The 18,233-nt window shown below is 58.8% G+C and carries 18 protein-coding genes and 1 tRNA gene; 11 read left to right on the plus strand and 8 right to left on the minus strand.

What is annotated here, in order from left to right:
- Positions 1-49: 49 nt before the first annotated feature.
- The 11 genes from ybgC to nadA all read left to right on the plus strand — a co-directional run bounded on the left by ybgC (position 50) and on the right by nadA (position 8,423).
- Positions 50-517: a tol-pal system-associated acyl-CoA thioesterase gene (gene ybgC, locus PMI01S_RS07775; protein WP_084318967.1), complete on the plus strand. Its 468-nt coding sequence runs from the start codon at positions 50-52 to the stop codon at positions 515-517.
- Positions 507-1,202, plus strand: coding sequence for a protein TolQ (tolQ, locus tag PMI01S_RS07780; protein WP_017340467.1), 696 nt, complete (start codon positions 507-509; stop codon positions 1,200-1,202). The genes ybgC and tolQ overlap by 11 nt, the downstream gene beginning before the upstream one ends.
- 23 nt (positions 1,203-1,225) lie before the next feature.
- Entirely contained in the window at positions 1,226-1,678 is a 453-nt protein-coding gene (tolR, locus tag PMI01S_RS07785; protein WP_162491085.1) for a protein TolR, read from the plus strand.
- A complete protein-coding gene (tolA, locus tag PMI01S_RS07790; RefSeq protein WP_084318969.1) occupies positions 1,678-2,757 on the plus strand; it encodes a cell envelope integrity protein TolA in 1,080 nt (359 codons plus the stop codon). Before tolR ends, tolA begins: the two co-directional genes overlap by 1 nt.
- 17 nt (positions 2,758-2,774) lie before the next feature.
- On the plus strand, positions 2,775-4,055 hold the full coding sequence (tolB, locus tag PMI01S_RS07795) for a Tol-Pal system beta propeller repeat protein TolB (RefSeq protein ID WP_371850910.1): 1,281 nt from the start codon (positions 2,775-2,777) through the stop codon (positions 4,053-4,055).
- A gap of 52 nt (positions 4,056-4,107) precedes the next feature.
- Positions 4,108-4,605, plus strand: a complete 498-nt coding sequence (gene pal / locus PMI01S_RS07800) for a peptidoglycan-associated lipoprotein Pal (protein WP_003178634.1) — start codon at positions 4,108-4,110, stop codon at positions 4,603-4,605.
- A gap of 6 nt (positions 4,606-4,611) precedes the next feature.
- Positions 4,612-5,451, plus strand: coding sequence for a tol-pal system protein YbgF (gene ybgF, locus PMI01S_RS07805; RefSeq protein WP_084318973.1), 840 nt, complete (start codon positions 4,612-4,614; stop codon positions 5,449-5,451).
- Between the two features lie 166 nt (positions 5,452-5,617).
- Positions 5,618-6,265: a 7-carboxy-7-deazaguanine synthase QueE gene (queE, locus tag PMI01S_RS07810; RefSeq protein WP_084318975.1), complete on the plus strand. Its 648-nt coding sequence runs from the start codon at positions 5,618-5,620 to the stop codon at positions 6,263-6,265.
- A 1-nt stretch (position 6,266) separates the two neighbouring features.
- On the plus strand, positions 6,267-6,959 hold the full coding sequence (gene queC / locus PMI01S_RS07815; RefSeq protein ID WP_084318977.1) for a 7-cyano-7-deazaguanine synthase QueC: 693 nt from the start codon (positions 6,267-6,269) through the stop codon (positions 6,957-6,959).
- Between the two features lie 63 nt (positions 6,960-7,022).
- Positions 7,023-7,098 (plus strand) — tRNA-Lys (locus PMI01S_RS07820).
- A gap of 266 nt (positions 7,099-7,364) precedes the next feature.
- On the plus strand, positions 7,365-8,423 hold the full coding sequence (nadA, locus tag PMI01S_RS07825; RefSeq protein ID WP_084318979.1) for a quinolinate synthase NadA: 1,059 nt from the start codon (positions 7,365-7,367) through the stop codon (positions 8,421-8,423).
- A gap of 135 nt (positions 8,424-8,558) precedes the next feature.
- Here the strand turns inward: nadA and PMI01S_RS07830 are convergent, their stop codons facing one another.
- The 8 genes from PMI01S_RS07830 to PMI01S_RS07865 form a co-directional block, all read right to left on the minus strand.
- On the minus strand, positions 8,559-9,047 hold the full coding sequence (locus tag PMI01S_RS07830; protein WP_084318981.1) for an RDD family protein: 489 nt from the start codon (positions 9,045-9,047) through the stop codon (positions 8,559-8,561).
- Between the two features lie 96 nt (positions 9,048-9,143).
- Positions 9,144-9,356, minus strand: a complete 213-nt coding sequence (locus PMI01S_RS07835) for a cold-shock protein (protein WP_007977299.1) — start codon at positions 9,354-9,356, stop codon at positions 9,144-9,146.
- A gap of 404 nt (positions 9,357-9,760) precedes the next feature.
- Positions 9,761-10,885 (minus strand): glycine cleavage system aminomethyltransferase GcvT, encoded by a 1,125-nt coding sequence (gcvT, locus tag PMI01S_RS07840; protein WP_084318983.1) that lies wholly within the window; start codon positions 10,883-10,885, stop codon positions 9,761-9,763.
- Between the two features lie 41 nt (positions 10,886-10,926).
- The gene (locus tag PMI01S_RS07845; protein ID WP_084318985.1) at positions 10,927-12,303 is read right to left on the minus strand and encodes an L-serine ammonia-lyase; all 1,377 of its coding nucleotides are present in this window, start codon (positions 12,301-12,303) and stop codon (positions 10,927-10,929) included.
- A 200-nt stretch (positions 12,304-12,503) separates the two neighbouring features.
- Positions 12,504-15,356 (minus strand): aminomethyl-transferring glycine dehydrogenase, encoded by a 2,853-nt coding sequence (gcvP, locus tag PMI01S_RS07850; RefSeq protein ID WP_084318987.1) that lies wholly within the window; start codon positions 15,354-15,356, stop codon positions 12,504-12,506.
- Positions 15,357-15,367: 11 nt separating this feature from the next.
- Positions 15,368-15,751, minus strand: a complete 384-nt coding sequence (gene gcvH / locus PMI01S_RS07855) for a glycine cleavage system protein GcvH (protein ID WP_084318989.1) — start codon at positions 15,749-15,751, stop codon at positions 15,368-15,370.
- 410 nt (positions 15,752-16,161) lie between these two features.
- Entirely contained in the window at positions 16,162-17,670 is a 1,509-nt protein-coding gene (gene gcsR / locus PMI01S_RS07860) for a transcriptional regulator GcsR (protein WP_084318991.1), read from the minus strand.
- A 194-nt stretch (positions 17,671-17,864) separates the two neighbouring features.
- Entirely contained in the window at positions 17,865-18,227 is a 363-nt protein-coding gene (locus tag PMI01S_RS07865) for a DUF5064 family protein (RefSeq protein ID WP_084318993.1), read from the minus strand.
- Positions 18,228-18,233 lie beyond the last annotated feature (6 nt).

The raw sequence follows: 18,233 nt of genomic DNA on the forward strand, positions 1-18,233 counted from the left end.
AAAACAGTTGCCTGGCCGGATTGGCAACCTGAGGAGTAAGCACTAGAGTATGCGCGCGCAAAACGGGCTTGAGCCTTTCGCACTTCGTTGTCGCGTTTATTACGAGGACACCGATGCGGGCGGCATCGTGTATTACGTTAATTACCTCAAGTTTATGGAACGGGCTCGAACCGAGCGGCTCCGGGAGCTGGGCTTTGCCCAATCCCAGCTGGCAGGGGAGGACCTGTTGTTTGTCGTGCATTCCAGCGAAGCGCGTTATCACGCGCCGGCGCGACTGGACGACGAACTCCTGGTAAGCGCTGAAGTAATCGAATTGAACCGTGTCAGCCTGCGCTTCAAACAGCAGGTCAGGCGAGCCACGGATAATGCGCTGCTCTGCGAAGGGCAGTTTTTGGTGGCCTGTGTGCGCACTGAAAGTTTAAAACCCCGGGCCATTCCCGAAGCTCTACGTGCGGCCTTTGCCGACGTGAGCGGCGCGGGTACACACTCAAAGCAGGAGATAAAGCGTGGAAGCTAACGTCGTCGACCATTCCTCCATGTGGAGCCTGGTCAGCAATGCCAGTATCGTGGTGCAACTGGTAATGCTGATCCTGGTAGCCGCATCGGTGACCTCATGGATCATGATCTTTCAGCGCAGCAACTTGCTGCGCGCCGGTCGACGTGCCCTGGAGAGCTTTGAAGAGCGCTTCTGGTCGGGCATCGACCTGTCCAAACTCTACCGTCAGGCCGGCAGCAATCCTGATCCGGATTCGGGCGTAGAGCAGATCTTCCGTGCCGGTTTCAAGGAATTCTCCCGTCTGCGCCAGCAGCCAGGCGTTGACCCGGAAGCGGTCATGGAAGGTGTTGCCCGTGCCATGCGCGTAGCCATTTCCCGCGAAGAAGAAAAGCTCGAGCAAAGCCTGCCGTTCCTCGCCACTGTCGGCTCCGTCAGCCCGTACATCGGTCTGTTCGGTACGGTCTGGGGCATCATGAACTCCTTCCGTGGTCTGGCGACTGCCCAGCAAGCGACCCTGGCCACTGTGGCTCCAGGTATTGCCGAGGCACTGATTGCCACCGCGATCGGTCTGTTCGCAGCCATCCCGGCCGTTATCGCCTACAACCGTTTTGCCGCTCGCAGCGAAACGCTGATCAGCCGTTACTACACCTTCGCCGATGAATTCCAGGCGATCCTGCACCGCAAAGTGCACACCAGCGAAGAATAAGCAGGTAATTTCCAATGGCTTTAATCGCTCGAGCTCGCAAAAAGCGCAAGCCGGTCGCCGAGATGAACGTGGTCCCTTACATCGACGTGATGCTGGTACTGCTGGTCATCTTCATGGTGACCGCGCCGATGCTCAATCAGGGCGTGAAAGTTGATCTGCCCAAGGTTTCCAGCGAAGCCTTGCCGCAGGACAACAACACCCAGGTCCTGACCATTTCGATCAAGGCTGACAAGACCTACTACTGGAACCTTGGCAGCGAAGTCGACACGCAAAAGCAGCAGGACAAGGCAATGACCTTGCCGCAAATGACTGACGCCGTGACCAAGATCATTCGCGCCGGTACTGAAGGCGGCAAGCGTACCCAAGTGTTCATCCGCGGCGACAAGACCGTTGATTACGGTTCCGTCATGGGCGCGATGGGCGGGTTGCAGAAAGCCGGAGTCGGTAACGTTGGCTTGATTACCGAGGCGCCCTGATGCAGCAACAGCGAGAGCCAACAGCCTCGGAAAGCTACTTCTGGCCTAGTGTCTGGGCGATTGTCTTGCACGTGCTGGTTTTCGGCATGCTGTTCGTCAGTTTCGCCTTCACACCGGAGCTCCCGCCGGCCAAGCCGATTGTCCAGGCAACCCTGTACCAACTGAAGTCGAAAAGTCAGGCGACCACCCAGACCAATCAGAAGATTGCGGGTGAGGCGAAGAAATCCGCCGCGCGCCAGACCGAAGTCGAGCAGATGGAGCAGAAGTTGATCGAGCAGGAAGCGATCAAAGCCGCGGAACAAAAGAAGGAAGACGCGGCTCAAAAAGCCGAAGAATCCAAGAAGGCCGACGAGACCAAGAAAGCGGAAGAGGCTAAAAAGGCTGATGAAGCCAAAAAAGCCGATGAAGCGAAGAAGACCGCCGAAGCCAAAAAAGCTGAAGAGAAACAATTGGCTGATATAGCCAAGAAGAAGTCTGAAGAAGAAGCCAAGAAAGCGGCTGAAGAAGAGGCCAAGAAAGCGGCCGCGGAAGAAGCCAAGAAGAAGATCGTCGAAGACGCGAAGAAGAAAGCCGCGGAAGACGCCAAGAAGAAATCTGAAGCTGAAGAGGCGAAGAAGAAAGTCGCCGAAGACGCGAAGAAGAAAGCTGCTGCCGATGCTGCGAAAAAGAAATCGCAAGAAGCGGCACGTAAATCCGCCGAAGAGAAAAAGGCTCAGGCCCTGGCAGATTTGCTTTCCGACACGCCAGAGCGTCAGCAGGCCTTGGCGGATGAGCAGGGTGACGAAGTCGCCGGCAGTTTCGATGACCTGATTCGTGTGCGTGCAGCAGAAGGCTGGACTCGTCCTCCTTCGGCGCGCAAAGGCATGACGGTCGTGTTGCAAATCGGCATGTTGCCGGACGGTACGGTGACTTCGGTCAGCGTATCCAAGTCCAGCGGCGATGGTCCTTTTGACGCTTCGGCTGTAGCGGCGGTCAAGAATATTGGACGTTTGACAGAAATGCAGGGAATGAAGTCGAGTGATTTCGCTCCATATCGTTCATTCAAGATGACATTCACACCTGAGGACTTAGCCCAGTGAGAAACCTTCTCCGAGGAATGCTGGTCGCTATCTGCTGCATGGCAGGGATGGCGATGGCAGATGAGAAAAACATTCTGGTCACCAGCGGCAGCGATCGGGCTACCCCGATCGCCGTTGTACCGTTCGGTAACCAGGGCGGTAGCGTGCTGCCGGACGACATGGCTGAAATTATCGGTAACGACCTGCGCAACTCGGGTTACTACTCGCCGATTCCAAAGCAGAATATGATCAGCCAGCCGAGCCAGGCCAGCGAAATCATCTACCGTGATTTCAAGGCGCTGGGCGCTCAGTACGTCATGGTCGGCAGCATTGCTCCGGCGGGCGGTCGCCTGCAGGTTCAATACGCTTTGTTCAACGTCGCTACCGAACAGCAAGTGCTGACCGGCAGCGTGTCGGGCAGCGTTGATCAACTACGCGACATGTCGCACTACATTGCGGACCAGTCGTTCGAAAAACTCACCGGCATCAAAGGTGCGTTTTCGACTCGTCTGCTGTACGTGACTGCAGAGCGTTTCTCCGAGAAGAACACGCGCTACACACTGCAACGTTCGGATTATGACGGTGCCCGCGCCGTGACCCTGCTGCAATCGCGCGAGCCGATCCTGTCGCCGCGTTTCGCACCGGATGGCAAGCGCATCGCTTATGTGTCGTTCGAGCAGAAGCGTCCGCGTATTTTCATGCAGAACATCGACACCGGTCGCCGTGAGCAGATCACCAACTTCGAAGGCCTGAACGGTGCACCAGCCTGGTCGCCGGATGGCAATCGCCTGGCGTTCGTGCTGTCGAAAGACGGTAACCCGGACATTTATGTGATGAACCTGGGTTCGCGTCAGATCACTCGCGTCACCAACGGTCCCGGCATCAACACCGAACCGTTCTGGGGTAAGGATGGTTCGACCCTCTACTTCACTTCAGACCGTGGCGGCAAACCACAGATCTACAAATCCAGCGTTAGCGGCGGCGGTGCCGAGCGTGTGACCTTTATCGGTAACTACAACGCCAACCCGAAGCTTTCGGCTGATGAAAAGACCCTGGTGATGATCCATCGCCAGGATGGTTTCACTAATTTCAAGGTGGCGGCCCAGGATTTGCAGCGCGGCAGCGTAAAAATCCTCACTGATAGCACTCTGGACGAGTCGCCTACTGTTGCGCCCAACGGCACCATGGTAATCTACGCCACCCGCCAGCAGGGCCGGGGAGTCTTGATGCTCGTGTCCATTAATGGGCGCGTAAGGCTCCCGCTTCCTACCGCACAAGGCGAAGTCAGAGAACCTTCCTGGTCCCCTTACCTGAACTGACGCGGCGCTACACGTTTTACTTAACACACTGGGGTTCATTAGGAGTTTCACGATGGAAATGCTGAAGTTTGGTAAATTTGCTGCGCTGGCTCTGGCCATGGCTGTAGCTGTAGGTTGCTCGTCCAAAGGCGGCGACAACGCCGGTGAAGGCGCTGTTGATCCAAACGCTGGTTACGGCGCTAACACTGGTGCCGTTGATGGCTCCCTGAGCGAAGAAGCTGCTCTGCGCGCAATCACCACCTTCTACTTCGAATACGACAGCTCGGACCTGAAGCCAGAAGCCATGCGCGCTCTGGACGTTCACGCCAAAGACCTGAAAGCAAACGGCGCTCGCGTTGTTCTGGAAGGCAACACCGACGAACGTGGTACTCGTGAGTACAACATGGCACTGGGCGAGCGTCGTGCGAAAGCCGTTCAACGCTACCTGGTACTGCAAGGTGTTTCCCCAGCTCAGCTGGAACTGGTTTCCTACGGCGAAGAGCGTCCAGTTGCTACCGGCAACGACGAGCAGTCCTGGGCTCAAAACCGTCGCGTCGAACTGCGTAAGTAATTCGTCATGCGAACGTGCCGTCGTGCTGTAACTGTTTTGGCTCTCAGCCTTGCACCGCTTGCGGTGTGGGCTGCGGTTCCTGTGGTCGAGGACAACTCCGGCTATAACAATAGCGGGAGTAGTTATCCGCCTGCGGGTTACGGTACGAACGGCGCCTATGCCGGGGGAGGGGTTTCGGCTCCTGTCTCGGCACAGGGCGAGCTGTTCAACCAACTGCAATCGATGCAGGAGCAGATCTCGCGCCAACAAGGCGTCATCGAAGTTCTGCAAAATGATGTAGCGCGCATGAAGCAGGAAAACCTGGAGCGATATCAGGATCTTGATCGGCGCATAGGAACCGGCGTTGCACCAGCCGCAACTCCTGAGAATTCTTCCTCCGGTGGCAATTTGAACGCCCCCGGTGCAGCAGCGGGCGCAGGTGCTGGGGCGGCAGCCACTCAAGCTCCTGCCGCGGGTAGCGAGCCGGCGGATCCGGCGAAGGAAAAACTGTATTACGATGCAGCCTTCGACCTGATCAAGGCCAAGGATTTCGACAAGGCCAGCCAGGCTTTTGCCGCTTTCCTGCGCAAATACCCGAACAGCCAGTACGCGGGTAACGCCCAGTACTGGTTGGGCGAAGTGAACCTGGCCAAAGGCGATCTGCAAGGTGCAGGTCAAGCATTTGCCAAGGTGTCGCAGTTGTACCCCAAGCACAACAAAGTGCCTGACTCGCTGTACAAGCTGGCTGATGTAGAACGCCGCCTCGGTCATCCCGACAAGGTCAAAGGCATTCTGCAGCAGGTTGTGTCCCAATATCCGGGCACTTCCGCCGCTCAGTTGGCCCAGCGCGATCTGCAGCGCATGTAAGCCTGCCAGACCCGTTTCAAAGAAACCCGCGCTTGTCGCGGGTTTTTTCGTTAGAATTCACGCCCTTTTTATGAAACACGCTTTTTGGGATCTGCGCATTGGCGGGGTTCCTTGAAGTGCCTGACGGAGGCGGACAGCCTGTTTAGCTGTTACGCCCGTGGCGACTATGCAAGACACATTGAGAATCACCGAAGTTTTCTACTCGTTGCAGGGTGAAACGCGGACTGCCGGGCTGCCCACTGTTTTTGTGCGCCTGACCGGTTGCCCGTTGCGTTGCCAATACTGCGACAGCGCCTATGCGTTCTCTGGCGGCACTGTCCGTACGCTCGACGATATCCTCGAGCAAGTGGCCGGTTTCCGCCCGCGTTATGTGTGTGTCACCGGCGGCGAGCCGCTGGCGCAACCTAATGCCATCCCATTGCTCAAGCAGTTGTGCGACGCCGGTTACGAAGTGTCACTGGAAACCAGTGGTGCACTTGATATCTCGGCGGTAGATTCCCGGGTCAGTCGCGTTGTCGACCTGAAAACCCCGGGTTCGAAGGAAGCGCATCGCAACCGCTACGAGAACATCGAGCTGCTCACGCCCAACGATCAGGTGAAATTTGTCATCTGTTCGCGGGAAGACTACGACTGGGCTGTGTCGAAGCTGATTCAGTACGGTCTGGACCAGCGTGCCGGCGAAGTGCTGTTCTCGCCAAGCCACCATGACCTGAATGCTCGGGACCTGGCGGATTGGGTGGTGGCGGACAACCTGCCAGTGCGTCTGCAACTGCAGCTGCATAAATATCTTTGGAATGACGAGCCGGGGCGCTGATATGACAGAACAACTGAACACTGCTGAAAAACGTGCGGTCATCTTGCTGTCCGGTGGTCTCGACTCGGCGACCGTCGTGGCCATGGCCCGTGCTGAAGGCTACAGCTGCTACACCATGAGTTTCGACTACGGTCAGCGGTCACATGCCGAATTGCATGCCGCTGAGCGTGTTGCCCGGGATCTGGGTGTGGTCGAACACAAGGTGATCGGTCTGAACCTTAACGGCATCGGTGGCTCGGCACTGACCGACACCAGCATCGACGTGCCGGAGGAAACTGGCGAGGGCATTCCGGTGACTTACGTGCCGGCGCGCAACACGGTGTTCCTGTCCTTGGCGCTGGGTTGGGCTGAAGTGCTGGGCGCACGTGACATCTTCATCGGCGTGAACGCCGTCGATTACTCCGGTTACCCGGATTGCCGTCCCGAGTTCATCGAGTCCTTCGAGCGCATGGCCAATCTGGCGACCAAGGCCGGTGTAGAAGGCAATGGTTTCCGTATCCAGGCGCCGCTGCAAAACCTCAGCAAGGCGCAGATCGTCCAGGCGGGCGTGAAGCTGGGCGTCAATTACGGGCTGACCGTTTCCTGCTATCAAGCCGACGATCATGGCCGCGCATGCGGCAAATGCGACAGCTGCAGACTGCGTGCTGAAGGCTTCGCAGCGGCCGGAATCAGCGACCCAACACCTTATTTCTGATTTATTTCAAATAAGGTGTTGAATAACCGTTAAAAATCAGTATTATACGCGCCACCACACAGCGGGTCGTTAGCTCAGTTGGTAGAGCAGTTGGCTTTTAACCAATTGGTCGTAGGTTCGAATCCCACACGACCCACCATTTTTGTAGCAGTTTTAAAAGTCTGGAAGGCCCACGCAAGTGAGGATTTCCGGATTTTTTTTTGCCCGCGATTTAAGGTCGACCCCGTTCGGGGCTGCACTGCGTGACACAGGTCAGAATCATCTTTTGCATCCACGGGATATTCTGTAGCCTTGCGCAGCTTCAACGTGCCTGATGAATACCCACTTTCCCGGCGGTACCCTGAAGGGTCCGGAGCCGGGTGTATACTCGACTTTCGCGCGAATGCGCCTGCAGGTCTTGCGAACATGACGCAGATTTCCGAACGCCTTCTGGTTCAAGCCCACCTCGACGCCAAGCAGCCCAAACCGCTGACAGTCGAGGAGGAGGCCTATTACCGTGCAGCCATCGCCGCCGAGCTCAAGGCTCAGGACGCGGTGCTGGTTGCCCACTTTTATTGTGATCCGGTCATTCAAGCCCTGGCTGAAGAAACCGGTGGCTGTGTCTCCGACTCGCTGGAGATGGCCCGCTTCGGCAATGCTCACCCGGCCAAGACCGTGGTGGTCGCCGGCGTGAAATTCATGGGCGAAACCGCCAAAATCCTCAACCCTGAAAAACGCGTGCTGATGCCGACCCTGGAAGCGACCTGCTCGCTGGACCTGGGTTGCCCGGTAGACGAGTTTTCGGCGTTCTGCGATCAGCACCCGGAACGAACCGTCGTGGTGTATGCCAATACTTCGGCGGCAGTCAAAGCCCGGGCGGACTGGGTCGTGACTTCAAGTTGTGCGCTGGAAATCGTCGAAAGCCTGATGGATAACGGCGAGACGATCATCTGGGGCCCGGACAAGCATTTGGGCACCTACATCCAGCGCAAGACCGGCGCGGACATGCTGCTGTGGGACGGTGCCTGCATCGTTCACGAAGAGTTCAAGTCCAAGCAGCTCGAAGACATGAAGGCGCTTTATCCGGATGCGGCGATTCTGGTGCATCCGGAATCGCCGACTTCGGTGATCGAACTGGCGGACGCCGTCGGTTCCACCAGTCAATTGATCGCGGCAGCGCAGAGCCTGCCGAACAAGACGCTGATCGTCGCCACCGACCGCGGCATCTTCTACAAGATGCAGCAGTTGTGCCCGGACAAGGTGTTCATCGAGGCGCCAACGGCGGGTAACGGCGCGGCGTGCCGCAGTTGCGCACATTGCCCGTGGATGGCGATGAATACGCTTGAGCGCGTGCTGAAGAGCTTGAAAGAAGGGACGAACGAGATCTTTGTTGATCCGGCACTGATCCCGCAGGCCATTCGGCCGTTGAAGCGGATGCTCGACTTCACCCAGGCGGCACGGATGAAGCTGGCCGGGAACGCCTGAGATTTATCAGGCAAGTCGCAAAAACTGTGGGAGCGGGCTTGCTCGCGAAAGCGGTGTGTCAGGCAGCATAGATGCAGTCTGACACACCCCTTTCGCGAGCAAGCCCGCTCCCACATTGATTTTCGCGTTCCGGGATTACTTGGTTTTCTTTGGAATGCGAACAAGCTGGGTATTGGAATACATGTCATGCCAGCTGCGCTTCTGTTTATCGAACAGCGACCAGATGAAACCAAGGCCCACACACAGCAACGAAGCGATCGACACCACAAAGCGCAGCAGCGCCTGCCACAGGCTGATGGACGAGCCGTCGGCGTTCTGCACACGGATGCACCACACTTGCATGCCCAGGGTCTGACCGGACCAGGTCCAGAACTTGGCAAAGAAGCCGAACAGCACGAACAACAACACCGTCGACAGCAACGGATCACCGTCCAGCGCACCGGCTTCGGTCAGGGTGCGCATTTTGTCTTCGCCGATGATCGCCATCTGGATCATCTTGTAAACGCCGCTGGTGACGATCAGCAGGGCGGTGCACAACAGGAAGTCATAGAACATCGCTGCCAGGCGACGACCGAGGGTCGCGGCGGGAAAGTCGCCCTGAGGTTTGAGCAGGTGTTTCGACATGGCAGGGCTCTCGACGAAAAAAGAAGCCATTTTACGGATTTACGCGCACAAAAAAGCCCCTGATGTCAGCATCAGGGGCTTTTTCGTAACAGAAGGTTAGGCTTCTGCTTGTACTTCGTCAGCCTGCATGCCTTTCTGGCCTTGCACGGCGATAAAGGTCACTTTCTGGCCTTCTTTCAGGCTCTTGAAGCCGTTGCCCTGAATAGCGCGGAAATGCACGAACAGATCCGGACCGCTTTCTGGAGTGATAAAACCAAAACCTTTCTCGTCGTTAAACCACTTGACGGTACCGCTCTGACGTTGGGACATTTCTTATTTCCTTTGACGCAAAAATTAATGACAGTCTCTTTCTCATGAAAGAGTACTGGGGCTGGTTGCAGGAGAGTAAGAAGACGTCGAACGGGATGTAGCTAACTTGTAGGCTACTGCCCAGGTCACGATTCCAAGCGACCCATGCAAACACAGTGAACAAACTCTACGCCAACTACGGGAGAAAAAACAAGCCCTGTGAGAGGCCCGGTTTTGCTCGCGTTGGTGGCATTCTCATGCCAACTAGTGCTGGCTTATGCGATAGAGGTGTTCAATTGTTTTCGATCGTTATAAGCAAAGTTCATAAACGAAGCTTACAGTCAAAGACATGCACTGTTTTATGGCGGTTGCGTTACACATTAGTGCACTGTTAACGCAACCGCGTTACTTATAGAAACAGTCAATCAGCCACGATAGTAGCGTTGTGGAACAAATGGCATTTTGCTTACAAGCATAGGCACCTTTTTCCCACGAACGATCGCGAACACTGGTGTATCGATGGCGATGTAGGCGCTGTCGAGGTAACCCATGGCCAAAGGGCCGCCCAGGGTCGGGCCGAACCCGCCGCTGCACACGGTGCCGATGATGTCGCCCGCTTCATTGACGATTTCTGCACCCTCGCGCACGGGGGTGCGCTCCTGCGGCAACAGGCCTACGCGCTTGCGGCTGACACCGGCTTGCTGTTGAGCGAACACAGTCTCTGCGCCAGGGAAGCCGCCAGCCCGTGCGCCATCAGCGCGACGTGGCTTGGAGATGGCCCACAGCAGGCTCGCTTCGATCGGGGTGGTCTCGGTGTTCATGTCGTGACCGTAGAGGCACAAACCGGCTTCCAGGCGCAGCGAGTCGCGAGCGCCAAGGCCAATGGCCGCGACTTCCGGTTCGGCCAGCAGGGCACGAGCCAGGGCTTCGGCGTTGGCGGCCGGCACGGAGATTTCGAAACCGTCTTCACCGGTGTAGCCGGAGCGGCTGACAAAGCAGTCCACACCCAGCAGTTTCACCCGGGCGAACTGCATGAAAGTCATCTTCGCCACTTCAGGCGCCAGGCGTGCGAGCACGGTGACTGCCGCCGGACCTTGCAACGCCAGCAGCGCGCGCTCTTCAAACAGCGGCTCGATGGTGCACTGATCACCGATGTGCTGACGCAGATGGGCCAGGTCCTGATCCTTGCAGGCCGCGTTGACCACCAGGAACAATTCGTCGTTGCCGAGGTTGGCGACCATCAGGTCGTCGAGGATGCCGCCGGTCTCGTTGGTGAACATGGCGTAGCGTTGCATGCCCACCGGCAGGTCGATGATGTCCACCGGTACCAGGGTTTCCAGGGCCTTGGCGGCATTGGCGCCGGTCAGGCGGATCTGGCCCATGTGCGAAACGTCGAACAGCCCGGCCTGATCACGGGTGTGTTGGTGCTCTTTCATTACGCCCAGCGGGTATTGCACCGGCATGTCGTAGCCGGCAAACGGCACCATGCGGGCGCCGAGTTCGATGTGCAGTGCGTGCAACGGGGTTTTCAACAGTTGTTCGGTGGACATATCCAGCTCCTGAAAAAGTGTGCAGATGCAATGAGCGTGCATCAGCACTCGATAATGTTGACCGCCAAACCGCCACGGGCGGTTTCCTTGTATTTACTTTTCATGTCGGCGCCAGTCTGGCGCATGGTGCGGATGACCTTGTCGAGGGAGACGAAGTGTTGACCGTCGCCGCGCAGGGCCATGCGCACCGCATTGATGGCTTTCACCGAACCCATGGCGTTGCGTTCGATGCAGGGCACCTGCACCAGCCCGCCGATCGGGTCGCAGGTCAGACCGAGGTTGTGTTCCATGCCGATTTCGGCGGCGTTCTCCACTTGCTGCACAGTGCCGCCCAGTACTTCGCAGAGGGCACCTGCCGCCATCGAGCAGGCCACGCCGACCTCACCCTGACAGCCGACTTCGGCGCCGGAGATCGAGGCGTTCTCTTTGTAGAGAATGCCGATGGCGGCGGCCGTCAGCAGAAAACGTACGACACCGTCTTCGTTGGCGCCGGGGATGAAGCGCATGTAGTAATGCAAAACCGCCGGGACGATGCCCGCTGCACCATTGGTGGGCGCGGTAACCACGCGTCCGCCGTTAGCGTTTTCCTCGTTGACCGCCAAGGCGTACAGGTTGACCCAGTCCAGCACCGACAGCGGATCGCGCAACGACGATTCCGGGTTCTTGCACAGTTGCCGATGCAGCGCTGCCGCCCGGCGTTTGACCTTCAAGCCGCCCGGCAGGATGCCTTCGTTCCTGCAACCGGCGTCGACGCAATCCTGCATCACTTGCCAGATTTTCAGCAGACCGGCGCGGGTTTCCGCTTCCGGGCGCCAGGCACTTTCGTTGGTCAGCATCACCTGGCTGATCGACAAGCCATAAGTGGTGCAATGACCGAGCAGGTCCTTGGCGCTTTTGAACGGGAAGGTCAGTGGCGTGGCGTCCTCGACGATGCGATCGGCGCCGGCGGCGTCTTCATCGACCACGAAACCGCCGCCGACCGAGTAGTACTCGCGGCTGCGGATCTGCAGACCTGCGGCGTCGAATGCGCGAAAGATCATGCCGTTGGGGTGATAGGCCAACGGTTTGCGGATCATTGCCAGGTGTTCTTTTTCGTTGAACGCAATGCTGTGTTCGCCGAGCAGGTTCAAGCGACCGTTGCCGCGGATGTCTTGCAGGCGGGCAGCGACGGTTTCGGTATTCACAGTGTCCGGGTGTTCGCCTTCCAGGCCGAGCAACACAGCCTTGTCGCTGCCGTGTCCTTTGCCGGTGGCGCCGAGTGAGCCGTAGAGCTCGACTTTGACGCAGGTGGTGGCGGCCAGCAGCCCTTCACGGCGCAAACCTTCGGCGAAGCGCGCAGCGGCGCGCATCGGGCCGACGGTGTGGGAGCTGGAGGGGCCGATGCCAATCTTGAACAGGTCGAACACGCTTAACGACATGGTTGTTCTCCGGTTTCTTGTTATAGGAATTGGCGAGAATCTTGTGACTGAATGCGGTCCTGTAGGAGCTGGCTTGCTAGCGATGGCATCAACGCGGTGCATCATTTCGACCGAGGTGATGCCATCGCTAGCAAGCCAGCTCCTACAGGGGTTTGTGGCATTTTGCTAAATGGGGGCGAGCGAACCCGCCCCTCATTGGTTTAAGCGTAGCTTTCGATCGACGGGCAGGCGCAAACCAGGTTGCGATCGCCGAAGACGTTGTCGACGCGACCGACCGGTGGCCAGTACTTGCCTTCGATCAGCGACGCGACCGGATACACCGCTTGCTCGCGGCTGTACGGATGCGTCCACTCGCCAACGATTTCCGCCGCGGTGTGCGGAGCGTTTTTCAGTGGGTTGTCATCCTTGTCCAGGGTGCCGTTTTCCACTGCGCGGATTTCTTCGCGGATGCGGATCATGGCGTCGCAGAAGCGGTCCAGTTCTTCCTTGGATTCGCTTTCGGTCGGCTCGATCATCAAGGTGCCAGCCACCGGGAACGACATGGTCGGGGCGTGGAAGCCGAAGTCGATCAGGCGCTTGGCGACGTCATCGACGCTGATGCCGCTGCTGTCTTTCAATGGACGCAGGTCGAGGATGCATTCGTGCGCCACCAGGCCGTTGCTGCCGGTGTAGAGGACTGGATAGTGCTCTTCGAGGCGACGGGAAATGTAGTTGGCATTGAGGATCGCCAGTTGCGAAGCGCGCTTGAGACCCGCGCCACCCATCATCCGAATGTACATCCAGGTGATCGGCAAAATGCTCGCGCTGCCGAACGGTGCCGCGCAGACGGCGCCTTCCTTGCGTTCCATCTGGGCGTGGCCCGGCAGGAATGGCGTCAGGTGCGACTTGACGCCAATCGGGCCGACGCCCGGGCCGCCACCGCCGTGCGGGATGCAGAAGGTTTTGTGCAGGTTCAGGTGGGACACGTCGCCGCCGAACTTGCCCGGCGCGCAGAGGCCGACCATCGCGTTCATGTTGGCGCCGTCGATGTACACCTGGCCGCCGTTGTCATGAACGATGCCGCAGATTTCGCGGATGCCTTCTTCGAACACTCCGTGGGTCGATGGGTAAGTGATCATCAGTGCAGCGAGGTGTTCGCGGTGCTCGATGGCCTTGGCGCGCAGGTCTTCGATGTCGACGTTGCCACGGGCATCGCATGCGGTCACGACCACACGCATGCCTGCCATGTTGGCGGTAGCGGGGTTGGTGCCGTGGGCGGAGGACGGGATCAGGCAGATGTCGCGACGGTCTTCGCCACGGCTCTGGTGATAGGCGCGGATCGCCAGCAGACCAGCGTATTCACCTTGCGAACCGGCGTTCGGTTGCAACGAGATCGAGTCGTAACCGGTGGCGGCGCAGAGCATCGCTTCCAGTTCATCGGTCAGTTGCTGATAACCGGCGCTTTGTTCGGCCGGGGCGAACGGGTGCAGGGCACCGAATTCGGCCCAGGTCACCGGGATCATTTCGCTGGCGGCGTTGAGTTTCATGGTGCACGAACCCAGCGGGATCATGGTGCGATCCAGGGCCAGGTCCTTGTCGGCGAGCTTGCGCAGGTAGCGCATCAGCTCGGTTTCCGAGTGATAACGGTTGAACACCGGATGGCTGAGGATCGGCGATTGGCGAACCAGAGCGGCCGGGATGGTGCTGACCACTGCAGCGGCGAGGGCGGTGAAGTCCGGCAGTGCCTTGCCGTCGGCGAGCAGAGCCCACAGCGTTTCAACGTCGGCTTGCGAAGTGGTCTCGTCGAGGGACAGGCCCAGACGCTCGCCATCAACGACGCGCAGGTTGATTTTCTGTGCGTGCGCTTTGTCGTGCAGTTTGGCGGTGTTTGCACCGGTTTTCAGAGTCAGGGTGTCGAAAAAGCTGGTTTGCTCGACGGTCAGGCCCAGCGCGCTCAAGCCTTTGGCGAGGATCGCGGTCAGGTGATGAATGCGGTTGGCGATCTGCGTCAGGCCTTTCGGGCCGTGATACACGGCGTACATGCTGGCGATGTTGGCCAACAGAACCTGCGCGGTGCAGATGTTGCTGGTGGCCTTCTCGCGGCGGATATGTTGCTCGCGGGTCTGCATGGCCAGGCGCAGGGCCGGCTTGCCGAAACGGTCCACGGAGACGCCGACCAGACGGCCCGGCATGTCGCGCTTGAACGCATCTTTGGTAGAGAAGTACGCCGCGTGCGGGCCACCGAAGCCCAGCGGAACGCCGAAGCGTTGGGCGCTGCCGATGGCCACGTCAGCGCCGAATTCGCCCGGCGGGGTCAACACGGTCAGGGCCAGCAGGTCAGCGGCAACCGCCACCAGTGCGTTGGCGGCATGGAAGCGTTCGGTCAGTTCGCGGTAGTCGAACAGGTCACCGTTGCTTGCCGGGTATTGCAGCAGGGCGCCGAAGAACGGCGTCACGTCAGTCAGTTCAAGCTCGTCACCGACGACGACGTCGATGCCCAACGGCTCGGCACGGGTGCGCAGTACGTCGAGGGTTTGCGGGTGGCAATGAACCGATGCAAAGAATGCGTGGCTGCCCTTGTTCTTGCTCAGGCGTTTGCAGAAGGTCATGGCTTCGGCAGCGGCGGTGGCTTCGTCCAGCAGCGAGGCGTTGGCGATCGGCAGGCCGGTCAGGTCGCTGATCAGGGTCTGGAAGTTCAGCAGCGCTTCGAGACGACCCTGGGAAATTTCTGGTTGATACGGGGTGTACGCGGTGTACCAGGCCGGGTTTTCCAGCAGGTTGCGCAGGATCGGCGACGGCGTGTGAGTGCCGTAGTAGCCTTGGCCGATGTAAGTCTTGAACAGTTGGTTCTTGGCGGCGATGTCTTTGATCAACGCCAGGGCGTCGGCTTCGCTCAGGCCGTCGTCCATGCCGAGGACGCTGGTGCCTTTGATGCTTTCCGGAATGACGCTGGCGCTCAGGGCTTCCAGCGAATCGAAACCGAGGCTGTTGAGCATCGCTTGCTCATCGCCGGAGCGCGGGCCGATGTGGCGCGCGATGAATTCGTTGGCGGTCGTAAGGTTTACTTGAGTCATGTCAGCGCTCCTCAGGCTTCGGCGTTGGCTTTGATCAGACGGTCGTAGGCGTCCTGATCCAGCAGTTTGGCGACAGCCGAAGCGTCGGCAGGCTGGAAGCGGAAGAACCAGCCTTCGCCCAGCGGATCTTCGTTGACCAGTTCCGGGCTGCTGTCCAGCGCCGGGTTCACTTCCAGCACTTCACCGTCCAGTGGCATGTACACGCCGCTCGCGGCTTTTACCGATTCCACGGTGGCGGCTTCTGCGCCTTTGTCGTAGGACTGCAGCTCAGGCAGTTGTACGAAAACCACATCGCCCAGGGCGTTCTGCGCGAAAGCGGTGATGCCGACAGTAACAGTGCCGTCAGCTTCGGTGCGCAGCCATTCGTGATCTTCAGTAAAACGCAATTCGCTCATGGAAACTCCTAAGGGGGGCCAGACTCGTCTGGTGGACGCGATTGAATGCTTGGGCAAAAGCCCTTCTTTATAAGTGGCTACTAAGCAAGATCGCGGCCAACGTTAATAACTCCTTATAAATCAGTGTCTTATTGTTTTTTGGAGAACGAGCGAACTGAGCGCCTGTAGCGAAATCGCTACAGGCTGAGGCGAAGAAAAAAGCGTAATGGGATCAAAGCCTTGCACAGCGGTGATTAGGAGAGGGTGTATCGATATCGTTCCGCTGTAGCGCTTTCAGTACAGGTGGAGGTCGCTTTCAGATGCTGTTACCCGAGGCGCCACCACCTGTAGGCGCTGGCTTGCTGGCGATGGCGTCTGCGAAATCGCCATCGCCAGCAAGCCGGCTCCTACAGGTCGAGGTTTAGCAAGGGTCAGGGCTTGTTTGGAATCCCGTACTTGCGCAACCGATGAGCAATCGCCGTGTGGGAGGTTTGCAGGCGGCTGGCCAGTTGCCGGGTCGAGGGATAGCTGACGTAGAGTTTTTCCAGCAGGGTTTTTTCGAACTCTTCCATCGCCTGTTCCAGGCTGTCGACTTCGTTGTCGCTCTGGCGTGCCACGGAGGTGCCAGCGATGTCGAGGTCGCCGATGTCCACCAGGCTGCTTTCGCAAATCGCGGCGGCGCGGAAGATCACGTTCTGCAGTTGCCGCACGTTGCCAGGCCAACGGTTGCCCAGCAGCGCAGGATAAGTGCCCGGTGCCAGGCGACACACTGGTCGCTGAATCTGCGCGCAAGCCTGCTGCATGAAATAGCGGGCCAGCAGCAAAATGTCCTGGCCACGTTCGCGCAGCGGCGGAACTTCGACGTTCAGGACGTTGAGGCGGTAAAAAAGGTCCTCACGGAACGTGCCCTCGCTGACCATTTTTTCCAGGTCGCGGTGCGTGGCGCTAAGGATACGCACGTTGACCTTCACCTCGCGGTCGCCGCCTACCCGGCGGAAGCTGCCATCGTTCAAAAAACGCAGCAGTTTCGCTTGCAAGTACGGCGACATTTCGCCGATTTCATCGAGAAACACCGTGCCCTGGTTCGCCAGTTCCATCAGCCCCGGTTTACCGCCTCGTTGCGCGCCGGTGAAGGCGCCGGGAGCGTAGCCGAACAGTTCGCTTTCGGCGAGGTTCTCCGGCAATGCCGCGCAGTTCAGCGCCAGGAAGGGTGAACTGTACCGGGCACTGATGGCGTGACAGGCGCGGGCGACGAGTTCTTTGCCGGTGCCGGTTTCGCCTTGGATCAGCAGCGGCGCATCGAGGGCCGCTACACGTTGGGCACGGGCCTTGAGCGTGCGAATCGCCGGAGATTCGCCCAGCAGCGCATCGAACCCTTCGGCATGGTCGTGATGCAGCGCCGAGAGGCGTTCGCCGATGCGGTTCGGTTGATACAGCGTCAGCAGCGCACCGGCGTCGGTGATCGGCGTGGCGTCCAGCAGCAGGGTCTGGCCGTTGACGGTGATCTCGCGCAGCGGCAGGCGAAAGCCTTGTTCCAGCAGGGTGTCGAGCAGGGCGGGATCGGCAAACAGATCCGCCACGCTTTCACCGGCCGGTTCACGCCCGTACAAGGCAACCAATGCCGGGTTGGCCAGCAACACGTTACCGTTGCTGTCCAGGGCCAGTACCGGGTCGGTCATGGCGGCAAGCAAGGCATCGAGCTGCAAGTGCCGACGTTGGCCGGGAAGGATGTCGACCACCGTCATCGCCTGAACGCCACGGACGCTGAGCAACGCATCGTGCAACTCTTCGAGCACTTGCGGGCTGAGGGTCGGGGCGTCGATGTAGACGTTGGGCGGAACCATTTCCACCGCATCCAGATTGAGATTGCGCCCACCGAGCAGGGCCAGGACTTCCTGGGTGATGCCGACGCGGTCGATGAAGCTGACGTGGATACGCATGGGACGATTTTGGTTCTGGAATGCGGGAGGTGGCAAGTATGCCTTGGGGCGGGCGAATGGTGAAATCCGCTGACAAGCGCACCACCTGTAGGAGCCGGCTTGCTGGCGATGGCATCGACTCGGCTTTTCAGATGCACCGCGGTGATGCCATCGCCAGCAAGCCGGCTCCTACAACAGGTGTTGCGGAGAGTGGGTTATTCGAAGTGCTCGAGGTTTACCGGGTCGCCGGACTTCATGTCCAACTGCTTCCGGATGTCTTCAAACATTAAATCGTAATGCTTGTGAACCGAGCCGATCTGGCTGTGTGTCTTAGGGATTCCGTACTTCTCGGCGATTTTCGTCACGTTGTTGGCGAAGTTGTAGGCTTCCTCTTTGCGCAGAAAGAAGGGCTCTTTCACGTCCTTTCCTTGAATACTGCCATGCAGGGTGAACTGAATCCCTTTCTCCCCCGCGGGATTCTTGCTGACTTCATAATCAAGATGAATGTTGTAGTTGACATCATCCGGCGTCAGCGCGTGGCGCTCGATGTGCAAGTGACCGGGCTCGAACTGTGCCATTGCCGT

This window comes from Pseudomonas migulae NBRC 103157, from assembly GCF_002091715.1.
GTDB lineage: Bacteria > Pseudomonadota > Gammaproteobacteria > Pseudomonadales > Pseudomonadaceae > Aquipseudomonas > Aquipseudomonas migulae_A.